Source organism: Virgifigura deserti, assembly GCA_003576685.1.
In the GTDB taxonomy this organism is placed as follows: Bacteria; Pseudomonadota; Alphaproteobacteria; order Dongiales; family Dongiaceae; genus Virgifigura; species Virgifigura deserti.
In genome coordinates this window covers 629,245-651,415 of record QOZR01000001.1, presented here as the reverse complement: position 1 = coordinate 651,415, position 22,171 = coordinate 629,245, and the positions used below count along the sequence as shown (strand labels likewise).

Here is a 22,171-nt window from a genome sequence, read left to right as displayed (position 1 = left end):
TTGCAATTCGTGATTGTGTCGGTATAGTCCGGCCGGCAAACGAGGAGACCCTGATGTTCATTTCCCCCGCTTATGCGCAGACTGCGGGTGCCGCCGGCGAAGGCTCGTTCCTGATCCAGCTTGCGCCGCTGATTCTCATCTTTGTTGTCTTTTATTTTCTGCTGATTCGCCCTCAGCAGAAGAAGATGAAGGCGCATAAGGCGATGGTCGCGGGCCTGCGGCGCGGGGATCGCGTGGTCACGGCCGGCGGGATCATCGGCGTGGTCACAAAGATTCTGAGCGATACGGAAGCGCAGCTCGAGATCGCCGATGGTGTCCGTGTCCGGATCGTTCGCGCAACGATCACAGACGTCCTGTCGAAGACGGCGCCGGCCGATAATGCCGAAGAGGCGGACCTCGAGGAGGAGAGCGCTGCGGAGAACGGGGACAAGAAGGCCCGAAGCCGACAGATCGGCGGGCGCGGCAAATAGGCCCGGAGCCGACAGGACAATGGCTGGGTTGATCGCCGGTCCGTCGCGCGCTGCGAAGCGGTTCCCATGATTCATTTTGCGAAATGGAAGATCATTCTGATCGTGGCGGTTCTAATCGCCGGCGTGGCTTATGCCGCGCCCAATCTGATCAGCCGTGATCTTGCCGAGCGGCTGCCGGACTGGCTGCCGCATCAGCAGGTCAATCTGGGCCTCGACCTACAGGGCGGGTCGCATCTTCTGCTGGAGGTCGAGGTCGAGTCCGTGATTCGCGAGCAGTTGGCCATGGTGGTCGACTCCGTGCGAAGCGAGTTGCGGGGAGCCGATATCGGCTATACCGGCCTCGGCATTGAAGGCAATGCGGTGACCGTGACGCTGCGCGACCCCACGACCGCCGATCAGGTCCGCGGGCTGCTGGAGGACGTTGCGGGCGACATGGACCTGTCGATCGAGAACGGCGTCGTGCGCATCGCAATGACGGAACAGGCGGTCGAGGATAGGGCGCGGCGCGCCGTCGAGCAGTCGATCGAGATCGTCCGCCGGCGGATCGACGAAACCGGAACGCGCGAGCCGACGATCCAGCGTCAGGGCAATGATCGGATCCTGGTTCAGCTCCCCGGCGTCAAGGACCCCGAGCGCGTCAAGGAGCTGATCGGCAAGACCGCGAAGATGACGTTCCGCCTGGTCGACAGTTCGGTGTCGCCCGAGGCCGCATCGATTCCCCCGACTTTGGAGCGGTTGCCCAGCGTCGACGACGAGCCGGGTCTCCCGCGGCATTATGTCGTTCAGAAACGCGTCATGGTCAGCGGCGAGAACCTGGTCGACGCGCAACCGACATTCCAGGACGGGCAGCCGGTGGTGAGCTTCCGGTTCGATTCCATCGGGGCCAACCGGTTTGGCGACGCGACTCGGGAGAATGTCGGCCGGCTGTTCGCGATCGTCCTTGACGGCGAGGTGATCAGCGCACCGGTTATCCGCGAGCCTATTCTCGGCGGCAGCGGCGTGATCAGCGGCAACTTCACCGTGCAGTCGGCCCAGGATCTGGCCCTGCTGCTCCGCGCCGGCGCCTTGCCGGCGCCGCTGACCGTGCTGGAGGAGCGTACTGTCGGCGCCGGTCTCGGCGCGGACTCGATCCGGGCCGGCACGATGGCGAGCATGGTTGGGCTGGTGCTGATCGTGGCAACGCTGCTCGTGGCCTATGGCCTCTTCGGCCTGTTCGCCAACATCGCTCTGATCTTCAACGGGATCCTGCTGCTCGCGGCCCTTTCGCTGCTCCAAGCCACGCTGACGCTTCCGGGTATCGCCGGAATCGTGCTGACGCTCGGCATGGCCGTCGACTCCAACGTGCTGGTCTTCGAGCGGATTCGGGAAGAGATCCGTAACGGCCGCAGCCCGGTCACGGCGATCGATACCGGCTATCGCGAGGCCATGAGCTCCATCGTCGATGCCAACCTTACGACTCTGATCTCGACCGTGCTTCTGTACCAGTTCGGATCCGGGCCGGTGCGGGGATTTGCCGTTACGCTGGGCATCGGTATCATTACGACCCTGTTCACGGCGATCATGGTGACCCGGTTGATTGCCGTCCTCTGGCTCCGCAAAGCCCGCCCCAAAACCGTGCCGATTTAACGCTCCGATGTTCCGCGGTATTCAGTTCATTCGCCCCGACACCCGCATCAACTTCATGCGGCCAAGGAGGACTTTTATTCTCCTGTCGCTGATCATGATGCTCGGCTCGATCGGCTTGGTCGCCTTCAAGGGCCTCAACTTCGGAATCGATTTTGAGGGCGGTATCTTGATGGAGGTCAGGACGCCGGGAACCGCGGATCTGACGGAGATGCGGGACGCGCTGGCGGATCTCGGCCTCGGCGAGGTGGCGCTGCAGGAATTCGGTTCTCCGGACGATGTGCTGATCCGAATCCAGCGCCAGGAGGGCGACGAAGCGGCTCAGGTTCGCGCCATCGCACAGGTGAAGGAAGCGCTCGGCGAGGGGTACGAGTATCGCCGTACCGAATTCGTCGGCCCCACGGTGGGGGCAGAACTGGTACGCGATGCCATTACCGCTATCGTCCTGGCGATAATCGGAATCATGATCTACATCTGGTTCCGCTTCGAGTGGCAGTTCGCGGTCAATGCGATTATCGCGCTATTCCACGATGTCATTACTACGGTGGGGCTTTTTGCGCTCCTCGGCCTCGAGTTCAACCTGACCTCGGTAGCAGCTGTCCTCACCGTCGCCGGCTATTCCATCAACGACACGGTCGTAGTCTATGACCGAGTGCGCGAGGAATTGCGCCGATACAAGACCATGCCGCTGCCGGACCTGATTAATCTGGCCATTAACAAGACGCTGTCGCGCACGATCATGACCGGCGGGTCTGTCCTGCTGGTGCTGATCGTCCTCTATGTCTTCGGCGGCGACGTTCTGGGCGGATTCAGCCTAGCGTTGATCTGGGGTGTGCTGATCGGCACCTACTCGACAGTCTTTGTAGCCGCGCCGATGTTGATCTATTTCAATTTGCGGCCGAGCAGAAGCGCGAAGGAATCCACCGCGCGGCCCGCCGCGGATCCGGCCGGTTCAGGCGACTAGCGGGCTGACGGACCTTGGACTTGACCCCGCTCATCCCTGCGGGCCGGCAGATCATCGAATCCTACGGTGAGGGGCGGTTTCGGATCAGCGGCACTGCGATCGAAGGGTCGATCCTGGTCTTTCCCGATCGGACGCTGCCGTGGCCCGTCGACAGCAGCGAGGCGATCACGCCCGAAAGCCTTGACGAGGTCGCGCGAGCGGGGGAGGCCGGGACGGTCAATGTCCTTCTGCTCGGTTGCGGACAACGGATGGCGATGGTCCCGCCGGCGCTTCGCGACCGCCTGCGGGCGGCGGGCGTGGTGGTCGAGCCGATGGATACGGGCGCGGCCTGTCGCACCTACAACGTCCTGATGGCCGAGGGCCGGCAGGTTGCCGCCGCGCTGATTGCCGTGCCCTGACGCGGTCTTGCAGGAGGCGAAGAAAAAGCGGGGCCAAAACGGCCCCGCTTCGTCGTCTGGCGGGCCGTGTTCCGGATCACGCGAGACCCTGCTGTTGTGCGACCATGCAATACAGCATCGGGATCGACAGGAGCGTGTTCGCCCGCGAGAACAGCATCGCCTGTCGCGCCGATCGCTTCTTCGCCTCGGCATCCGCCTCGACGAGGCCGAGCGCGCGCTTCTGGTTCGGCCAGATGACGAACCAGACGTTGAAAGCCATGATGAGTGCCAACCACATGCCAATTCCGATGGTGGCAACGCCCTGCTGGAAGGTGAGTGCCTCGACCAGATAGCCATTCAGGTGCGCCGTGATCAGGCCGAACAACACCGTCGCAGCCGCGGCCCAGCGGAACCAGAACAGCGCGGCGGGGCCGATCACCTTGCCGATGGCCGGCTTCTGATCGTCGGGGATTTTCGGCATGGACGGCATTTGCACGAAGTTGAAGTAGTACAAGAGACCGACCCACAGGACGCCGGCAAGAACGTGGAACCAGCGAAACAGGAATTGGTAATAGCCGGCTTCATCCACGACGCCGGTGTGCAGGATGAGCAGAAGAATGACGGCTCCGAGAAGTCCGATGACGAGCGTCGCATGCAGTGATTCGAGCGGATTCTTCATGGCTGCCTCCAATGGCTACAGCAAGCTAGGCCGATCGAGCCGCAATATGTTGTGGTGTCAGCGCAGTATGCGGCCAAATCCGCCGATTCCGCGAAGAATCTAAGACGGACAGGATTAAGATATGGCGAACCGGCCAGAACTCTCCTATTGCGCCGATCTGGTGCGCCGCGACGACCACGACCGGTTTCTTACGGCTTTGTTCGCCCCGGCCGGGTCACGCGAAGATCTCCTTGCCCTTTATGCCTTCAACCTGGAGGTGGCGCGGACGCGGGAAATGGTGCGCGAGCCGATGATGGGTATGATCCGCCTGCAATGGTGGCGGGAGTCGATCGACGGCATCTATGCCGGCACGGTCCGGCACCACGCCGTTGTCCAGCCCCTTGCTGCGGCCGTCGACCGGCATGGGTTGTCGCGGGTCCATTTCGACCGGCTGCTCGACGCCCGCGAGGCGGATATGGAGGATGCGCCCCCGAAAACGCTATCGGCGCTGGTCGGCTATGCCGAGGGCACGTCGTCCAGCCTCGTTCTGCTGGCGCTTGAGCTCCTTTCGGGGCATCGAGAGGCGGACGGCGAGGGCAGGGAAGAGCCGGCGCGGGCGGCCGGGCGCGATATCGGCGTCGCCTGGGCGCTGGTCGGCCTGCTGCGCGCGGTCCCCTTTCACGCCCGGGCGAGGCGGCTATATTTGCCGGAAGATCTGACGACGCGGACCGGCGTTCGGCCGGACGATGTCTTCGAATTTCGTCCGTCACCGCAACTGGCCGAGGTCGTGCGGGAGGTGGCGCAAATGGCCCGCACATATCTTGGGAAGGCCCGGAAACAGCAGCGCGAAATACCACGCCGGCTCCTGCCGGCCCTACTGCCTGCGGTATTGGCAGACCTATATCTTCGGGATCTGGAGAAGGCCGGCTACAATGTCTTCGACGGACGTGTGCAGGAAGCGCCACCGGGCCGCGCCTGGCGCCTCGCCTTCAGCGCCCTTCGGGGCCGGTACTGACCTATTCCGCCGCCGCCGGAACGGCGCTGAGCCAGCGATCGAGATCGGCGAGGGCGCGTGTCGCGAGCGCGGGCTTTCGCTGCGTTCGGCCCTTGCGTCCGGTAATTGCCTCAGGCAGGGGCGGGAACAGGCCGAAATTCACGTTCATCGGCTGGAAGCTGCGGGCGTCGGCGCCACCGGTAATATGGCCAAGCAGCGCCCCCAACGCCGTCGTCGGAGGCGGCGGGGGCAGATCGGCGTCGCGCCGCTCCGCGGCCGCGAACCGGCCCGCCAGAAGGCCGATGGCGGCGCTCTCGACATAGCCTTCGACGCCGGTGATCTGCCCGGCGAAGCGCAGGCGCGGCTGCGCTCGCAGCCGAAGCCGCGAATCCAGCAGGCGCGGGCTGTTCAGGAAGGTATTGCGATGCAGGCCGCCGAGCCGCGCGAACTCGGCCTGCTCCAGGCCGGGGATCGTCCGGAAGATCCGCACCTGCTCGGCATATTTCAGCTTCGTCTGAAAGCCGACGATGTTGTAGAGCGTGCCGAGCGCATTGTCCTGTCGAAGCTGCACGACGGCATAGGGTCGCCGGCCGGTGCGCGGATCGGTCAGGCCGACCGGCTTCATCGGGCCGTAGCGCAGTGTCTCGGGCCCGCGCGCCGCCATCACCTCGATCGGCAGGCAGCCCTCGAAATAGGGCGTGTCCGCCTCCCAGTCCTTGAACTCGGTCTTCTCGCCGGCCAGCAGCGCCGCCACGAAGGCCTCGTACTGCGTGCGGTCGAGCGGGCAGTTGATATAGTCGGCACCGTCCGAGCCGCTGGGACCGCCCTTGTCGTAACGTGACTGGAACCAAGCCTGTTCAAGGTCGATCGACTCCTTGTAGACGATCGGCGCGATGGCGTCGAAGAAGGCGAGCGACTCCTCGCCAGTCAGCCGGTGGATCGCCTCGGCCAGTGCAGGGGAGGTCAGCGGGCCGGTTGCGAGAATGACCTGGTCCCAGTCGGCGGGAGGCAGATCGGCGATCTCACCGCGGGCGATGGTGATCAGCGGCTCGGCCTCAAGCCGCGCGGTGACCGTCCTGGAAAACGCCACGCGGTCGACGGCGAGTGCGCCGCCCGCCGGCAGCTTGTGCGCATCGGCCGCGGCGAGGATCAGGGAGTCGCAGCGCCGCATCTCCTCATGCAGCAGGCCCACCGCATTGTGAAAAGCGTCGTCGGAGCGGAAGGAGTTCGAGCAGACCAGCTCGGCCATGCCGTCGGTCCCATGCGCCTCGGTCCGGCGCAGCGGCCGCATCTCGTGTAGCACGACCGGAACGCCGGCGCGCGCGAGTTGCCACGCAGCCTCGCTGCCGGCAAGACCGCCGCCGATCACATGCACCGGTGTTGTCCCGTCATGGCTCATCGGATGAAGAGATAGCGTCCCGAAGGGGTGTCAGCAACCGATCCGGTGATCGGCAGACCTCTCAGCGCAACGCGTTGTGAATGAGATAGGCGGCGAAATCCACCGGCTTCAGCTTGGGCGCGCGATTCTGCTCGCCGGCCAAGGCCCGCGACACGAGGATATGGTTCTCCACATGAGTGGGGGAAACCTTGAAGATGCCGGTGGCGCCCTTGATCTTCGGATAGAGATTCGGGTCTATCATCTTCTCCTTGCCCGACAGCCGATCAATGATCTCGTCCTCGGTCACCCCCTCGACCTCCTGCTTCTTCACCAGGGCCCAGTCGCTTTCCCCGGCCCAGCCGGCATGGATTAATGGTTTCAGCGGCGCGTCGGTGCAGCCGACCTTGAAGACATTCTTGCTCAGCCCGACGTCGGACGCCCATTTGTTCAGCGTCGCGCTCCGCGCTACGTAAATTTCGGCCATTGTCGCGTCACACCCTCGGTCAGGAAATGCCTTCTGCCTGCATCATCCGTTGATAGGCGGGGCGGGCGCGCACCAGTTCGGCGCAACGCCGAACGTTCTCATAGGTCGTCGCCGGCTTCGCCATATTCCGGGTCCAGCGGGTCAGCATCGTGAAGAACAGATCGGCCGCGCTGAACCGCTCGCCGAGCAGATAGGGCCCCGATTTGGCGAGAACCCCGTCGAAGTAGCCCCACATCCGGTCGAGCCGGCGCTCCGCCTCGGCCTTCACCGCGGCGCGTGAGCTCTCGTCCGGCGCGTAGAAATCCGGATGATGCCAATGCATCAGCGCCTCCTGCACCGTGTTGGTCAGGTGGGCGATCCATTGGAGATAGAGCGCGCGCTCCGGCGTATCGATGGCGGGCGCTAAGCCGGCCTCCGGGTGGCGATCGCAGAGATACAGCACGATCGCCGCCGATTCGTACATGACGAGGTCACCGTCGACCAGTGCTGGGACGCGGGAATGCGGATGGATTTTGCGGTAGGCTTCGCTGTGATGCTCGCGCTTCTCGGTATCGATGAGCACAAGCTCATAGGGTGTGCCGATCTCCTCCAGCGCGGCATGCGGCGCCATGTTGGCGCTGCCTGGATTGTAATACAGCTTGTACATCGTCGAGTCCCCCCTTTCGACCCGTCAGGCTCGCTTCTTCGCCTTCGTCATCGGTGCGCGGAGATAGGGCGCGAGATAGTGGCCGGTGTAGCTCTCCGGTACCGCCGCGACCTGCTCGGGCGTGCCGGCGGCCACCACCCTTCCGCCCTTGTCGCCGCCCTCAGGACCGAGATCGAGAATCCAGTCGGCGGTCTTGATCACCTCGAGATTGTGCTCGATCACGACGACGGTGTTGCCCTGGTCGACGAGTGCCTGCAGCACCTCCAAGAGCTTGCGAACATCCTCGAAATGCAGCCCGGTCGTCGGCTCATCGAGGATGTAGAGGGTGCGGCCGGTCGCCCGGCGGGACAGCTCGCGGGCCAGCTTCACCCGCTGCGCCTCGCCGCCTGAAAGGGTCGTCGCCGCCTGGCCGACATGGATATAGCCGAGGCCGACGCGCTGCAGCGTAACGAACTTGTCGCGGATCGCCGGCACCGCCTTGAAGAACTCGGCCGCCTCATCCACCGTCATGTCGAGCACGTCGGCGATCGACTTGTTCCGGAAGGTGACCTCGAGTGTCTCGCGATTGTAGCGCTTGCCTTTGCAGACGTCGCACTGGACATAGACGTCGGGCAGGAAATGCATCTCGATCTTGATGACGCCGTCGCCCTGGCAGGCCTCGCACCGACCGCCCTTGACGTTGAAGGAGAAGCGGCCGGGCTTGTAGCCGCGGGTCGTCGCCTCCGGCAGGCCGGCGAACCAGTCTCGGATCGGGGTGAAGGCGCCGGTATAGGTCGCCGGGTTGGAACGTGGCGTGCGGCCGATCGGCGACTGGTCGATGTCGACGATCTTATCGAGGAACTCGAGGCCTTCGATCCGGTCATGGTCGCCGGGATGCTCCCGCGCGCCGTTGAGCCGGCGGGCCAGCGCCTTGTAGAGCGTCTCGATGATCAGGGTCGATTTACCGCCGCCGGAGACGCCAGTCACGCAGGTGAAGGTGCCGACCGGTACCGCGACCGAGATATTCTTCAGATTGTTCGCCCGCGCGCCGACGATGCGGATCGCCTGACCTTTGGCACCCGGCCGGCGCGCCTTCGGCAGCGGCACCTGCCGAACTCCCGTCAGATATTGCGCCGTCACGCTTTCGGTGCTCTGCATGACCTGCGCCGGCAGGCCGGCGGCGATCACGCGCCCACCATGGGCGCCGGCGGCCGGCCCCATATCGATCAGATAGTCGGCGGCCCGAATCGCATCCTCGTCATGTTCGACGACGAGCACGGTGTTGCCGAGGTCGCGCAGATGCCGGAGCGTGTCGAGCAGGCGGGCATTGTCGCGCTGATGCAGGCCGATCGACGGCTCGTCGAGGACATAGAGCACGCCGGTTAGCCCCGAGCCGATCTGCGAAGCGAGGCGGATGCGCTGGCTCTCGCCGCCGGACAGCGTTGCCGAAGCCCGGTCGAGCGTCAGATAGTCGAGGCCGACGCTGTTCAGGAAGCCGAGCCGCTCGTTGATTTCCTTGAGAATTCGATAGGCGATCTCGCGCTGCTTTTCGGTCAAGCCGTCATTGAGCTCGGCGAACCATGCGCCGGCCTGCGCGATCGACATTGCGGAGATCTCGGCGATGTTGCGCCCAGCGATCTTGATGGCGAGCGCCTCGGGTTTCAGCCGCTGCCCCTGGCAGGCTTCACAGGGGCTCGTAGACTGATAGCGAGACAGCTCGTCGCGGATCCAGGCGCTGTCGGTCTCGCGCCAGCGCCGCTGCATGTTGTTGATGACGCCCTCGAACGGCTTCTGCGTGCGATAGCTGCGCAGCCCGTCGTCATAATGTATCGTGATTGCATCCTTGCCGGATCCGAACAGGATCGCATTGCGGACCGCCTCCGACAGCTCGGCGAACGGATCGGTCATGCTGAACCGATAGTGCCGGGCGAGGCTGTCCAGCGTCTGCATGTAATATTGCGATGAGGAGTTCGCCCAGGGCGCGATGGCGCCTTCGCGCAGACTCTTCCGATCGTCGGGAACCACCAGCACCGGATCGAAATAGAGCTTGGTCCCGAGCCCGTCACAGACAGGGCAGGCGCCGAACGGGTTATTGAACGAGAACAGGCGTGGTTCGATCTCGTCGATGGTGAAGCCGGAAACCGGGCAGGCGAAACGGGCGGAGAAGATCGTCCGGCCCGCAACGTCGCCCTTCTTGCCCGATTGCTTGGCGTCGGCGTCATCGACGAATACCAGCCCGTCGGATAGCTGGAGCGCAGTCTCCAGGCTGTCGGCGAGGCGCGACTCGATCCCAGGGCGGACGACCAGCCGGTCGACCACCACCTCGATGTCGTGCTTCAGCTTCTTGTTGAGGGCCGGCACCTCGTCGATCTCGTAGAGCGCGCCGTCGACCTTGACCCGCTGAAAGCCGCGCTTCTGCAGGTCCGCCAGCTCCTTCCGGTATTCGCCCTTGCGGCCGCGCACCACGGGCGCGAGCAGATAGAGGCGGGTGCCCTCCGCCATGGCCATGACGCGGTCGACCATCTGGCTTACCGTCTGGCTCTCGATCGGCAGGCCGGTGGCCGGTGAGTAGGGCACACCGATGCGGGCGAAGAGCAGGCGCAGATAGTCGTAGATCTCCGTCACCGTGCCGACGGTGGAGCGAGGATTCTTCGAGGTCGTTTTCTGCTCGATGGAGATCGCCGGCGACAGGCCTTCGATCGAGTCGACGTCGGGCTTCTGCATCAGTTCGAGGAATTGGCGCGCATAGGCCGACAGGGACTCGACATAGCGCCTCTGGCCCTCGGCATAGATCGTGTCGAAGGCCAGCGAGGACTTGCCCGAGCCCGACAGGCCAGTGATGACCACTAGGCTGTCGCGCGGGATGTCGACATCGACATTCTTCAGATTATGCTCGCGGGCGCCGCGGACGGAAATCTGGTGACCGCCGGTGCTCGTTGCCCCGGTGCTTAGGGGCCCGGTTTTCGTGGGCATGAAAGAGATCGACCGATTCTGGAATGTGGGCCGGAATATTATCGCCGCGGCGGGAAAAATCGACTCAGAAAACCGACCGCGACAGGCGCTTCGCAGACGCGCGGGATATGTGGCTCCGCGCAATCCGATTACAAGAAGCCTGTGGCGGGCCGATTACAAGAAGCCTGTGGCGGGCAAGCGGGAAATCCGTATAAAGTCCCGGAACACAGAGAACGGATTGTTCCTGGTCGGATTGCGATTGGTTCCGAGAGTTATCTCCGATTGTCATGCCCGGACTTGATCCGGGCATCCAGGGTCCTGCCGGGCGCGGTTCTGCGTACGGCCCCTGGATTTGCCGGGTCAAGCCCGGCAATGACAAGTGAGCAAGGCTTGGAGCCGCAAGGTGGCGTCGAGGAACGATCCCGAGAAATCGACAGCGAGGGTAAGGTCATGGCTGGCAGCGTCAACAAGGTCATTCTCATCGGCAATCTCGGGCGCGACCCGGAAATCCGCAGCACTCAGGACGGGACGCGCGTAGCCAATCTCTCGGTTGCGACCTCCGAGAACTGGCGGGACAAGACCTCCGGCGAGCGGCGGGAGAAGACCGAATGGCACCGCGTCGTCGTCTTCAATGACCGCCTCGTCGACGTGATCGAGCGGTTCCTGAAGAAGGGCTCGAAGGTCTATCTCGAGGGTCAACTTCAGACGCGGAAATGGACCGACCAGTCGGGCCAGGAGAAGTATACGACCGAGGTGGTGCTGCAGCGTTATCGCGGCGAGCTGACGATGCTCGATGGCCGCGGCGAAGGCGGCGGCGGCTTTGCCGAGGGGCAGGGCGAAGAGGGCGGCCCAGGGGGCGGCTATGGCGGCAGCTCCGGCGGCTATGGCGGCGGCCAGGGCGGCGGCCGGTCCGGCAGCCGCGGACCGGCCCCGATGTCGGATCTCGACGACGAGATTCCGTTTTGACTTCGGCTTAACTCCTTGTCTTTCTCGCTTGGACACCGGCCCGGTTCGGGGCCGGTGTGGCTGCTTGCGCGTCTTCTCGGCCAAGCGCATGATCCACTTTGTGATCATGTTCTTCGACAGGGACTTGGCAAGGAGCCGTAACCAATGGAAAAGAATAAATTTATTGATAGGCTGCTCGGTGGAAAGATGTCCCGCCGGGAGTTTAACCGCGCGCTCGGGGCGGCCGGGCTCGGGTTCGCGGCGATGCCGCTGCTGTCGACCGCGAGCCGTGCCGCGGGCGATCTGACGTTTCTCACTTGGGCCGGCTACGACATTCCGGAACTGATGCCAAAGTATGTGGAAGAGCATGGCGGCACCCCGGAGTTCTCGATCTTTGCGGTCGAGGAGGAGGCGCTACAAAAGATGCTTGCTGGGTTCGATGTCGATGTCATGCACCCCTGCAGCTACAATATCAAACGGTGGAATGATGCAGGCATCCTGCAACCGGTCGACATCTCTCGCGTGCCGGAATACGAAAATATTTGGGAGAAGTTTAGGACAATTCCGGAAACCTCGTTCAACGGCGAGGTCTACTTCATTCCTTGGGATGCCGGCACGGCTTCCGTCGCTTATCGAACCGATCTCGTCGACCCTGCGGATGTGGCCGAACCGTCATGGTCTTTGTTGTTCAACGAGAAGTACAAGGGCAAGCTGTCCATGTACGACACCGATACGACCCTGGTCGAGATTTCCGCTCGTATCCTTGGCTATTTTGATGACTACCTGCACTTGAGCGACGAGCAGCTTGTCGATGTTCGGAAGCATCTAGCGAAACAGCGTGACCTGATGCGCTTCTACTGGTCGGACAACACCCAGATGGAGCAAGCAATGGCATCTGGGGAGATCGTCGCGGCCTATGCGTGGAGCGGCTCGGTGAAAGCTTTGCGAGACCAAGGCGTGCCGATCGAGTACATGGTGCCGAAAGAGGGGATGCTCGGCTATTGCTGTGGCCTCGTCCGGCATGCACGCGCACCCGGCGACGAGCAGGCGGCGTACGATCTCATCAACGCGATGCTCGATCCGGAAGTCGGGAAATATCTCGTCACGGATCAGGGATATTTTCACTCGAACAGGCGGAGCTATGATCTCATCGACCCTGAACTCCTCAAGAGCTTTGGATTGGATGATCCGGAAGCGACTTTCAATGCTATGTCGATTGAGCCGGAGCCTGACGAACCGTATCGCGGCAAGTACATCACGCTTGTGAACGAGGTAAAGGCGGGAATGAATTGATTTTACCGCATTAAGCCTAAAAGCGGGAACTTCGGAGGGCGCCGTTGCTTCATAAGCGACGGCGCCTTTCTCCTTCCGATCATTCTGCCGACAGCCTCTTGAGAACGCCCTGCGTGGGCACAATTTATTGTTCGCACCTGCAAAACCTGATAGGTTTCCGGGATCTTAAAGCCTGGGGCTAACCCCGCCTGCGAGCGCGCCGATCCGGCGCTGCGCGAGGGGCGGCGTGGCCTTTGTATGTCATTGATTTTTCTGGAAAAACCGAGTGACCACCGCACCCACCCCACCGTCCTTCGACATCACGCCGGTGACGATCGAGGAGGAGATGAAGCGCTCCTATCTCGATTATGCGATGAGCGTGATCGTGAGCCGCGCGCTGCCCGACGTCCGCGACGGGCTGAAGCCCGTCCACCGCCGGATTCTCTTCGCGATGAAGGAAGCCGGATACGACTTCAACAAGCCATATCGCAAGTCGGCCCGCGTCGTCGGTGACGTAATGGGTAAATTCCATCCGCATGGCGACGCGGCGATTTACGACGCGATGGTGCGGATGGCGCAGGACTTCTCGATGCGCCTGCCGCTGGTGGATGGGCAAGGCAATTTCGGCTCGATGGACGGCGACCCGCCGGCGGCCATGCGCTATACCGAGGTGCGGCTTGCGCGATCGGCCAGCGCGCTGCTCGACGACATCGAGAAGGACACCGTCGACTTCCAGCCGAACTACGACGAATCGGCCGAGGAGCCGGTGGTCCTGCCGGCGCGTTTCCCGAACCTGCTGATCAATGGCGCGGGCGGCATCGCCGTCGGCATGGCGACGAACATCCCGCCCCATAACCTCGGCGAGGTGATCGACGCCTGCTGCGCCTATATCGACACTCCGGAGATCACGATCGACGCGTTGATGCGGCTCGTGCCGGGGCCGGACTTTCCGACCGGCGCCACCGTCCTTGGCCGGGCCGGCATCCGCGAAGCCTATCATAACGGACGCGGCTCAGTGGTGATGCGAGGCCGGGCCCACGTCGAGGAGATCCGCAAGGATCGCGAGGCGATCGTCGTCACCGAGATCCCGTACCAGGTGAACAAGGCGCGGATGATCGAGCGTATCGCCGAGGTCGTGCAGGAAAAGGTGATCGAGGGGATCGCCGATCTGCGCGACGAATCGGACCGCGACGGCGTCCGCGTCGTCATCGAGCTGAAGCGCGATGCGATGGCCGACGTGGTCCTGAACCAGCTCTATCGCTATACGCCGCTGCAGACGAGCTTCGGCGTCAACATGCTCGCGCTCAACGGCGGCCGGCCCGAGCTGATGAGCCTGAAGGACATCATCGCCGCCTTCATCGCCTTCCGTGAGGAGGTGATCACCCGGCGCACGGTCTTCGAGCTCGGCAAGACGCGGGAGCGCGCGCATATCCTGGTCGGCCTCGCCATCGCGGTCGCCAATATCGACCGGGTGATCGAGTTGATCCGCCGCGCGCCCGATCCGGCGACGGCGCGGGAGCAGCTGATGGCGGTGGCCTGGGCGGCGCAGGAGGTCGAACCCCTGATCGCGCTGATCGACGAGCCGGGCCGCACAGTGGCGGAGGACGGCACCTATCGCCTGTCGGAGGAGCAGGCCCGTGCGATCCTGGAGCTGCGCCTGCAGCGCCTTACCGGCCTCGAGCGCGACAAGATCGCTGACGAGTTGAAGACGCTGGCGAAGAGTATCACCGATTTCCTCGAGATCCTCGGCTCGCGCGCGCGGCGCCTGGAGATCCTGCGTACCGAGCTGATCGAGATTCGGGACCAGTTCGCGACGCCACGGCGGACGACGCTGGAGGAGAACGAGTTCGAGCATGATATCGAGGACCTGATCCAGCGCGAGGACATGGTCGTCACCGTGACCCACGGCGGCTATATCAAGCGCGTTCCCGTCTCCGCCTACCGGGCGCAGCGCCGCGGCGGAAAGGGCCGCGCCGGCATGTCGACCCGCGGCGAGGATTTCGTCAGTCAGCTCTTCGTCGTCGACACCCATACGCCGGTGCTGTTCTTCTCGACTGCCGGCATGGTCTACAAGATGAAGGTCTACCGCCTGCCGCTCGGCAACCCGCAGGCGCGCGGCAAGGCTCTCGTCAATCTTCTGCCGCTCCAGGAGGGCGAGACCATCTCGACCCTGATGCCGCTGCCCGAGGACGAAAGCAGCTGGAAGGACATGTTCGTGATGTTCGCGACCTCGGGCGGCTCTATCCGGCGCAACCGGTTGTCGGATTTCACGAGCGTCAAGGCGAACGGCAAGATCGCGATGAAGCTCGAGGACGGCGAACGCCTGATCGGCGTGCAGACCTGCACCGAGGACGAGGATGTGCTGCTGGCGACGCGAAACGGGCAGGCGATACGGTTCCCGGTCGGCGATGTCCGGGTCTTCAGCGGCCGGAACTCCGTCGGCGTCCGGGGCATCCGGCTGGCCGAAGGCAACACCGTCATCTCCATGTCGATCCTGCGTCATGTCGAGGCCGACAGCAGCGAGCGCGAGGCCTATCTCCGCATCGCCAATGCGCGTCGGCGAGCCGGCGAGAATGGGGGCGCGGAGGCGGAAAACGGCGGTGACGGCAACCACGCCCTGTCGCCGGAGCGCTATGCCGAGCTGGAGGCGAGCGAGGAGTTCATCCTGAGCGTGACCGCGAACGGTTACGGCAAGCGGACCTCCGCCCACGAATACCGCGTCACCGGCCGCGGCGGGCAGGGCATCGCGAACATCGAAACCTCCAGCCGTAACGGGCCGGTGGTCGCCTCCTTCCCGATCGCACATGCCGACCAGATCATGCTGGTTACCGACGGCGGCCAGTTGATCCGGCTTCCGGTTGACGATATCCGCATTGCCGGCCGCAAGACCCAGGGCGTGGTGCTGTTCAAGGTCGCGGACGGCGAGCAGGTCGCCTCGGTGACACGGCTCGCCGACCAGAACGGCAATGGGGAAAACGGCCATGGGGAGAACGGTGATGGCGCCGTGAACGGCGCGGCGGAAGACGAGGCCGAAGCCGTAGGAGAGGAGGGGGACTCCATCGATGAGTAAAGCGCGGACCGCGATCTATCCGGGGACCTTCGATCCGATCACGAACGGCCATATGGACATTATTCGGCGGGCGTCGCGGCTGGCCGATTGCCTGATCATCGGTGTCGCGCGCAACGCCGGGAAGCGGCCGCTGTTCAGCATCGACGAGCGGGTCGAGCTGGTGCGCGCCGAGGTCGCCGCGCTGAACGCCGGCGGGCGGACCGTCGAGGTCCAGGCGTTCGACAATCTCCTGATGCACTTCGCGGAGTCGGCCGGCGCCGGCGTCATCATCCGCGGCCTGCGCGCGGTCTCGGACTTCGAGTACGAGTTCCAGATGGCCGGCATGAACGCGCGCCTCAATCCCGGCATCGAGACGGTCTTCCTGATGGCGTCCGACCGCCACCAGTTCATCTCGTCACGGTTCGTGAAGGAGATCGGCCGGCTCGGCGGCGATATCAGCCATTTCGTCAGCCCGCGGGTCGCCGAACGGCTGCGCGCCTGCTTCGACCGGGAACGGCAGAACGGCGACAACCAGAAGACCAGCGTCCAGACCTTCAAGGATTCCTGACCCGCAGGTTACAGCCTTCTGGTCGGTTTTCCGGTTTTCATCGGCGGGCCAAAATGTTAGATGGGGCGCCACCGTCGGCCGGTGTCCAGCCGGCGACCATGGGTGCGTAGCTCAGCGGTAGAGCATCTGACTTTTAATCAGGTGGTCGTGGGTTCGATCCCCACCGCACCCACCATCCTTGCCCCGATCCCCCCGTCGCGGGGCATCACAAGCTCGCACTCCAGCCCCCCACGGCCAAAGGTGAGCGTCGCGCTGCCAGCGAGGTCATAGGCGAAGCTGTGCTCGATCAGCTTGGTGCCGAAGCCGTAGGTCGTCGGTTTCCTAACCGGCGGCCCGCCGCGTTCGACCCAGGTCAGCCGCAGGCGCCGGTTATCGGTTTCCTCGATGCCCCAACGAACCTCCACCCGCCCGCCGGCTGTCGACAATGCCCCATATTTGGCCGCATTCGTCGCCAACTCATGCAGCACCAACGAAAGCGTCAGGGTTTGCTTCGGTGAGAGCGCGAGGTCGGATCCGTGGATCTCGAACCGGCTGTCTTCCTTCGCATGCGCGTCAAGCACTTGCGACACCACGGCGGTCAGGTTCGTCGATTGCCAGTTGTTCCGGGTCAGCAGGTTGTGGGCGGTGGCCAGCGCCTGGAGCCGTCCCGTCAGCGATGCGCAAAAGGCCTCCGGCGATGTCGTGTGCCGCAAGGTCTGCGCGGCGATGGACTGCACCACGGCCAGGGAATTCTTTACCCGGTGGTTCAGCTCCGCCATCAGAAGCTTCCGATGCTCCTCCACCTGCTTGCGTTCGGTGATGTCCGTGCAGGCTCCCGTGACATAGAGCGGCTTTCCCTCACGGTCGCGGACCAGTTTTCCCTTGTCCGAAACCCATAGCACCGTGCCGTCGGCCCGGATGATGCGATAGTCCATATCGAAGTCGATGCCTTCGCGCACACAGCGTTCGCTGGCCGCGGTCACGGCCGCCTGATCCTCCGGATGAACATGTCGAAGGTCCTCGTGGACATCGCGCACCGCCTCGCCCGGGGCGAGCCCGTAGAACCGCTCCAAACTCCCGTCCCCGAAGATCGCGCCGCTGCGAATATCCCACCTGTAGACTGCCGTCGACGAGGCGTGCAGGGCAGCCTGCAGACGCTCGTCGCGCTCCTGAAGGCTCTCCTCAACCCGCTTGCGCTCCGTAATATCGATCGTTGCGCCCGTCACATAGAGCGGCTTGCCGGCTTCGTTGAAAACCGTCTTTCCCCGTTCGGTCAGCCAGTGCACGCTGCCGTCGGGCCAGACGACGCGGTAATCCACCTGAAGGTCGCCGCTTTCGCGCACGCAGCGGTCGACTGCTGCGGCTGCCGTCGCACGGTCCTCGGGATGGATGCATTGGAGCCATTCGGCGACGTCACCGACCGTCTGGCTGGGGGTCAGCCCGTAGAGCCGGCACAGATTTTCGTCCCGGTCGACACGGTTGCTGCGAAGTTCCCGCCGATAAGTGCCCATGCCGGAGGCGGACAGCGCCGTCCTCAGCCGCTCCCGGCTCTCACGAAGCTTGCATTCCGCCGACCGCCGTTTATCGATATCCTCGACAACGGAGATCATGTAATGCGGTTTCCCGGTTGCCTGGTCCCGCACGAGCGAGATCGTCTGGCGAACCCAGATCCGGCTTCCATCCTTGCGGATGCACCGCTTCTCCGTCGCGGAGGTGCTGATCTCGCCGGCCAGCAAGCGCTCGGTGTTCGCGAGGTCGGCGTCGAGATCTTCGCGATAGGTGAGTTCCTGAAAGCTCTTGCTCAGCAGCTCGTCGCGGCTGTAGCCGGTAATCTCGCACAGGCGCTGATTGACCCTGAGCCAGTGACCGTCCGGTGCGATATGCGACAGGCCGACGGCTGCTTGCTCGAACGTGCTGCGGAAGCGTTCTTCGCTTTCGCACAGCGCTGCTTCCGTCTGCCTGCGCTCGGTGATGTCGCGGAAATAGACCGACATCCCGGTCGCATTGGGGTAAATGGTCATTCCGATCCAACGGCCCAGCACGGTAGAGAACGCGTCGAGTTTGATGGGGCGACGCTCTACCGCGGCCCGAATATGCGCTGCGCGCATCTCGCCGGAGACGACCTGCGGAAACGCCTCCCAGATGACTTGACCGAGCAGGCTCTCCCGTTCGAAACCCGAAAGTTCTTCAGCCTTGCGGTTGACATGGGTGAATCGCCACTCGTGATCGAGGGCATAGAAGCCGGCGTCGATGCTCTCCAGGATTTCCCGGGTCTCATGGTACGAAGTGGCCAGATCCGCCTCGATTCCGCGGTGCCGGATTGCAGTTGCAAGGGCGTTGGCGAGCGCCAGCAGGAAATCGGTCCCGTCCTGATCGAGCCGGCGTGGCGCGTCGGTGCCGACCCCGAGCACGCCATAAGCGAAGCCGTTCCATTGGATCGGAACTGTGAGCAGCGCGACGATCCCGTGGCTGCGCAGCAGGTCGGGCTGTTCGAATTGCTCCTGCTCCGGCAGATTCTCTATCGCGAGCGGCGTGCCGGTTCGGAAACTGTGGCCCGGCGGCGAGGCCATATGCGCCTTGAGCACGACGCGACCGACAACTCCGTCATGCCAGCCTATGCCAGCTCGCAGGAGAAGATCGTCCGTGGCCGGACGGTGCTCCAGAACCATCGCACATCGAAACCCCATCCCCTCGGCGGCCCGCGCCGCAGCCTCCTGCAGGAGGAGATCAAGATCGGTGCTTTCCAGCGTCCGCGCACCGAAGGCCGAGAGAATCGCAAGCCTCGACCGGTCGACGGAATTTCGGTCGGCTTCGTCCGGAATCGGCGCATTCTCGCGGAACATCGTGAGGCCGACGGGCGCAGATTGGGGAGGAGTGGCGCGATCGGACCTGCGTGGAAGCCGTCGGCTTTGTCTTATGATCGGCATGCTGGTCCCTTATTGCAGCGGCGCGAACTGCCCCAAGCTTCTGCGGCTCCCTCGCAGTCTGACTCCGCTACCCCCAGAGGAAGAGTCATTCTGAACCAAGTGGCCTATTGGTTGCAATCCGAGAACGTGGAACGGTCGAACCGGCAACGTGCAGCGAGTGTGATGCGATCGGGGCGCTTCAAGCGCCAAGCCATTTGGATCTGTACGAAAGCGTACAGACAGAACCGCCTGAAATACGACCAATAAGCAGTCGAAGAGGGGAGACGGATGGGGGGCGGGGGAGGTCATGTCTCAGGCCACGCGATGTCACGGGCCGGACCCAAGCATTGAGGAATTGCAGGCCGAGAACGAGCGGCTTCGCCGACACGTCGACGACCTGACCCGAATGCAAGAAACTGCGCTGGCGGAGCTGCGTCACCGTGTCGGCAATCACTTCCAGCTGCTTGCCAGTCTGATCGGCCTTCGCCTTCAGCAAACAAAGAATTCCGAGAGTCGCGAGCACCTGCTGCAGCTACGCGACTGCGTCTTGTCGCTCGGGCGGCTCCAAACCCAGATGGAGACAACGGAAGGTCAGGGAGACTTCGGATATTATCTTGCCGAGCAGGCCGCCCTATGGCGCTCCCTCTGTGCGGAGCGGAAAATTGCGCTTCATGTCGAAGGTGAGGATGTCAGAGTCGCGGCCCAAAAGACGGTGCCGCTTGCGTTAGTCGTGAACGAGCTCGTCACGAATTGCCTTAAACATGCCTTTCCCGCCCATACCGGCGGTTCGATCCGGATCAGGCTGAAGCGCCTCGATGAAGGGCAGGTCGAACTTTCCGTGATCGACGACGGCGTTGGGGGCGATATCGGTGGCAAGGATCAAGCGGATCGAACCTCCTTCGGATTGACGCTGATCCGAGCCTTGACGGTCCAACTGGACGGGAGCGTCGAGATCGAAACCGATCGCGGTACAACGGTTCGCGTCTGCTTTTTGCCCGATTAAAAGTGCCTTTCGGGCGCCTTAATCAGGCGAAGGTCAGCGGAAGCAGTCGCTCGAATATCCGCCGAACTGTCCGATAGCATTCACAGGAAGCCGCCTCCAACCCGCGTCGGTCCAGGACCGTCAGGATGCCGTGCCGGTAGTGAATCAATCCTGCCTTCTGAAGCGTTCTGGCGACGAGCGTGACGCTGGCCCGGCGCACACCCAGCATTTCCGCCATAGCCTCGTGCGTCAGTGGAAAGGTATCGCCAGGGCCCCGGTCATGGGCCATCAGCAGCCAGCGAGAGCATCGCTGGCGCAACCCGTGCAGGCTGTTGCAGGCGACGGATTGCAGCACCTGGGAGAACAGCGCCTGCGCATAGGCAGATAGAACCGGCCGCAGCGCGGCACTCTCCCTCATGATTCTCCGGAAGCGCGAGAAGTCGATACAGGAGGCGACGCCCGGTATCTGCACGGTATGCCGACTCGTCAGGCCGCTGTCGCTGACGAGAGCGCTGAGACCGACCATACCCTCCCGGCCGACCATCGCCGTCTCGGCCGTAGTGCCGTCCTCCATTACCGTAACCAGAGACACCACGCCGGAATGCGGAAAGTAGAGCTGTGTAAAGGACTCGCCGACATCGAACAAAACAGCCTTCGCATGGAGTGGAGATGGCTCAAGATAAGGCATAAGCCGAGCGAAATCGGCTTCAGGCAATGCGGCAAGAATGCGGTTTTTCTGCCACGATTGTGGCATATCTATACTTGCTTCCAATGCCATGACACCGTGAACGCATGGTGCCATGGCTGGTTCCATTCATCACAAGCTTGACATGCCGAGACGATATCGCCCAGCTGATCGATTCAAGGCGAAACCGTTCCTGTTCAGGTATCGAACGCAAACTGATCCGTGGATGCAGGTCGGCGCAGAGCAGTCTCGCACCGGTCCCGGAAGCTGCTATCGGGTGCGCAACCAGACCAGCACCGTCCGGTAGACGGCCTGCCAGAGCGCCACCGCGACAGCCGCGGCCATGATAACCAAAAGGATCCCGCCGAAAGCGGCGTCAGCTGCATGGGGCCATTGGCCGAGCCATGCAACGACAAGAGCGGTCCAGACCTGAACGCCTGACAACAGGTCCGCAAGAAAGAAGACGAAGGTCACAAATTCCCCCATCCGGCCGGGCGAGGCCGGGTTACACATCACCAACGAATGAACGGCACCCTTTGATCACGACTCCTGTGGCCGCCGCATCCGATACGGTGACTCTCGACGAAGTGTGTCAAATCTTCGTCTCGGTCGCGCTCTGGGGCATGGCATCAGCACCGGAACACTCGCGGGGACCATTCCTACCGCAAGCGGGCTTGCGCCGTGAAGTGTCTTTTGGCCATCGCTTCGGCCGGGCGTTCTTTCGAATCCGTCGATGCGGCTGCTCGCGGCTCTAGCCGTCGTCTCGCTGCGTCTGTGAGCCGCCGATCTGGCGGTGCGGCTCGTTGCCGGCGGTTTTCTCGCCCTGGTGGACGACGGCCTTGTCGCGGGTGAACTCGTCGGGCGTCTTTACCGGACGGGCGCGGTTCGCCTTCTGCGCTTCGCTTCGGTCCGTCATCTTTCGAGTCGGCTTACGGTCGGCCATCGTCGTATCTCCTCTCATTGGCTTGAGGATGCAACGGTCGGGGCGCCGATCCGTTCCGGGTGATTATTGCACGGTGATCGACAGGCTTCCGCTTCCCCCGGTCATGCTGGAATGGCTGACGACCGCTCCGTTTCGGCGCAGCTCGACGGTAAGGCTTCCGCCTTGGCCGGTCTGCCGGACCCGGCAACTCAAACCTGACGCCGTCAATTCGTAGGTTTCCGGCACCGCGCCGTCGAGACGCAGCGTCTGCGGGCCGCTATCCGTCATCACCGTGCAATTGCCGGAGAAGGTCGCACCCTCGCTCCCGGTGATTGCGA

General features: G+C 63.5%; 20 protein-coding genes and 1 tRNA gene. 11 read left to right on the top strand and 10 right to left on the bottom strand.

Annotation, left to right across the window (positions count from 1 at the left end; all coding sequences use genetic code 11):
* Nucleotides 1–53 precede the first annotated feature (53 nt).
* The 4 genes from yajC to DT069_RS03160 all read left to right on the top strand — a co-directional run bounded on the left by yajC (nt 54) and on the right by DT069_RS03160 (nt 3,455).
* A complete protein-coding gene (gene yajC, locus DT069_RS03175; protein ID WP_119458785.1) occupies nt 54–470 on the top strand; it encodes a preprotein translocase subunit YajC in 417 nt (138 codons plus the stop codon).
* Between the two features lie 66 nt (nt 471–536).
* Nucleotides 537–2,096, top strand: a complete 1,560-nt coding sequence (gene secD, locus DT069_RS03170) for a protein translocase subunit SecD (protein ID WP_119458784.1) — start codon at nt 537–539, stop codon at nt 2,094–2,096.
* A gap of 7 nt (nt 2,097–2,103) precedes the next feature.
* Nucleotides 2,104–3,057 (top strand): protein translocase subunit SecF, encoded by a 954-nt coding sequence (gene secF, locus DT069_RS03165; RefSeq protein ID WP_119458783.1) that lies wholly within the window; start codon nt 2,104–2,106, stop codon nt 3,055–3,057.
* Nucleotides 3,058–3,071: 14 nt separating this feature from the next.
* A complete protein-coding gene (locus DT069_RS03160; protein ID WP_119458782.1) occupies nt 3,072–3,455 on the top strand; it encodes an Mth938-like domain-containing protein in 384 nt (127 codons plus the stop codon).
* 76 nt (nt 3,456–3,531) lie between these two features.
* Here DT069_RS03160 and DT069_RS03155 read toward each other — a convergent pair whose 3' ends face one another.
* On the bottom strand, nt 3,532–4,113 hold the full coding sequence (locus DT069_RS03155) for a urate hydroxylase PuuD (RefSeq protein ID WP_119458781.1): 582 nt from the start codon (nt 4,111–4,113) through the stop codon (nt 3,532–3,534).
* Nucleotides 4,114–4,234: 121 nt separating this feature from the next.
* On the opposite strand from DT069_RS03155, the gene DT069_RS03150 reads away from it, so the two are divergent.
* The gene (locus DT069_RS03150; RefSeq protein ID WP_119458780.1) at nt 4,235–5,107 is read left to right on the top strand and encodes a phytoene/squalene synthase family protein; all 873 of its coding nucleotides are present in this window, start codon (nt 4,235–4,237) and stop codon (nt 5,105–5,107) included.
* A 1-nt stretch (nt 5,108) separates the two neighbouring features.
* Here DT069_RS03150 and trmFO read toward each other — a convergent pair whose 3' ends face one another.
* From trmFO to uvrA, 4 genes are all read right to left on the bottom strand, one after another.
* On the bottom strand, nt 5,109–6,485 hold the full coding sequence (trmFO, locus tag DT069_RS03145; protein ID WP_119458779.1) for a methylenetetrahydrofolate--tRNA-(uracil(54)-C(5))-methyltransferase (FADH(2)-oxidizing) TrmFO: 1,377 nt from the start codon (nt 6,483–6,485) through the stop codon (nt 5,109–5,111).
* 61 nt (nt 6,486–6,546) lie between these two features.
* Complete coding sequence (locus DT069_RS03140) at nt 6,547–6,948, bottom strand: hypothetical protein (RefSeq protein WP_119458778.1); 402 nt, start codon at nt 6,946–6,948, stop codon at nt 6,547–6,549.
* Between the two features lie 19 nt (nt 6,949–6,967).
* The gene (locus DT069_RS03135; protein ID WP_119458777.1) at nt 6,968–7,594 is read right to left on the bottom strand and encodes a glutathione S-transferase family protein; all 627 of its coding nucleotides are present in this window, start codon (nt 7,592–7,594) and stop codon (nt 6,968–6,970) included.
* A 24-nt stretch (nt 7,595–7,618) separates the two neighbouring features.
* Nucleotides 7,619–10,546, bottom strand: coding sequence for an excinuclease ABC subunit UvrA (gene uvrA / locus DT069_RS03130; RefSeq protein WP_119458776.1), 2,928 nt, complete (start codon nt 10,544–10,546; stop codon nt 7,619–7,621).
* Between the two features lie 429 nt (nt 10,547–10,975).
* Between uvrA and ssb the strand changes: the two genes are divergently transcribed.
* From ssb to DT069_RS03105, 5 genes are all read left to right on the top strand, one after another.
* Nucleotides 10,976–11,491, top strand: a complete 516-nt coding sequence (ssb, locus tag DT069_RS03125) for a single-stranded DNA-binding protein (protein WP_119458893.1) — start codon at nt 10,976–10,978, stop codon at nt 11,489–11,491.
* 144 nt (nt 11,492–11,635) lie between these two features.
* Entirely contained in the window at nt 11,636–12,763 is a 1,128-nt protein-coding gene (locus DT069_RS03120; RefSeq protein WP_119458775.1) for an ABC transporter substrate-binding protein, read from the top strand.
* 265 nt (nt 12,764–13,028) lie between these two features.
* Nucleotides 13,029–15,812 carry a DNA gyrase subunit A gene (gene gyrA / locus DT069_RS03115; protein ID WP_119458774.1) on the top strand — a complete coding sequence of 928 codons (2,784 nt, stop codon included), beginning with the start codon at nt 13,029–13,031 and terminating at the stop codon, nt 15,810–15,812.
* Nucleotides 15,805–16,359, top strand: coding sequence for a pantetheine-phosphate adenylyltransferase (gene coaD / locus DT069_RS03110; protein WP_119458773.1), 555 nt, complete (start codon nt 15,805–15,807; stop codon nt 16,357–16,359). Before gyrA ends, coaD begins: the two co-directional genes overlap by 8 nt.
* Nucleotides 16,360–16,459: 100 nt before the next feature.
* A tRNA-Lys gene (locus DT069_RS03105) sits at nt 16,460–16,534 on the top strand.
* On the opposite strand, the gene DT069_RS24865 is transcribed toward DT069_RS03105, so the two are convergent.
* A complete protein-coding gene (locus DT069_RS24865; RefSeq protein WP_425449976.1) occupies nt 16,497–19,025 on the bottom strand; it encodes a PAS domain S-box protein in 2,529 nt (842 codons plus the stop codon). The genes DT069_RS03105 and DT069_RS24865 overlap by 38 nt on opposite strands.
* A gap of 526 nt (nt 19,026–19,551) precedes the next feature.
* On the opposite strand from DT069_RS24865, the gene DT069_RS03080 reads away from it, so the two are divergent.
* Nucleotides 19,552–20,247 carry a sensor histidine kinase gene (locus tag DT069_RS03080; protein ID WP_119458772.1) on the top strand — a complete coding sequence of 232 codons (696 nt, stop codon included), beginning with the start codon at nt 19,552–19,554 and terminating at the stop codon, nt 20,245–20,247.
* A 22-nt stretch (nt 20,248–20,269) separates the two neighbouring features.
* Here the strand turns inward: DT069_RS03080 and DT069_RS03075 are convergent, their stop codons facing one another.
* From DT069_RS03075 to DT069_RS03060, 4 genes are all read right to left on the bottom strand, one after another.
* Nucleotides 20,270–20,914: a Crp/Fnr family transcriptional regulator gene (locus tag DT069_RS03075; protein ID WP_425449975.1), complete on the bottom strand. Its 645-nt coding sequence runs from the start codon at nt 20,912–20,914 to the stop codon at nt 20,270–20,272.
* 267 nt (nt 20,915–21,181) lie between these two features.
* Complete coding sequence (locus DT069_RS03070) at nt 21,182–21,385, bottom strand: hypothetical protein (protein WP_162912950.1); 204 nt, start codon at nt 21,383–21,385, stop codon at nt 21,182–21,184.
* A 277-nt stretch (nt 21,386–21,662) separates the two neighbouring features.
* The gene (locus DT069_RS03065) at nt 21,663–21,854 is read right to left on the bottom strand and encodes a hypothetical protein (RefSeq protein ID WP_119458769.1); all 192 of its coding nucleotides are present in this window, start codon (nt 21,852–21,854) and stop codon (nt 21,663–21,665) included.
* 63 nt (nt 21,855–21,917) lie between these two features.
* A complete protein-coding gene (locus tag DT069_RS03060) occupies nt 21,918–22,121 on the bottom strand; it encodes a hypothetical protein (protein ID WP_425449958.1) in 204 nt (67 codons plus the stop codon).
* Between the last annotated feature and the right edge of the window lie 50 nt (nt 22,122–22,171).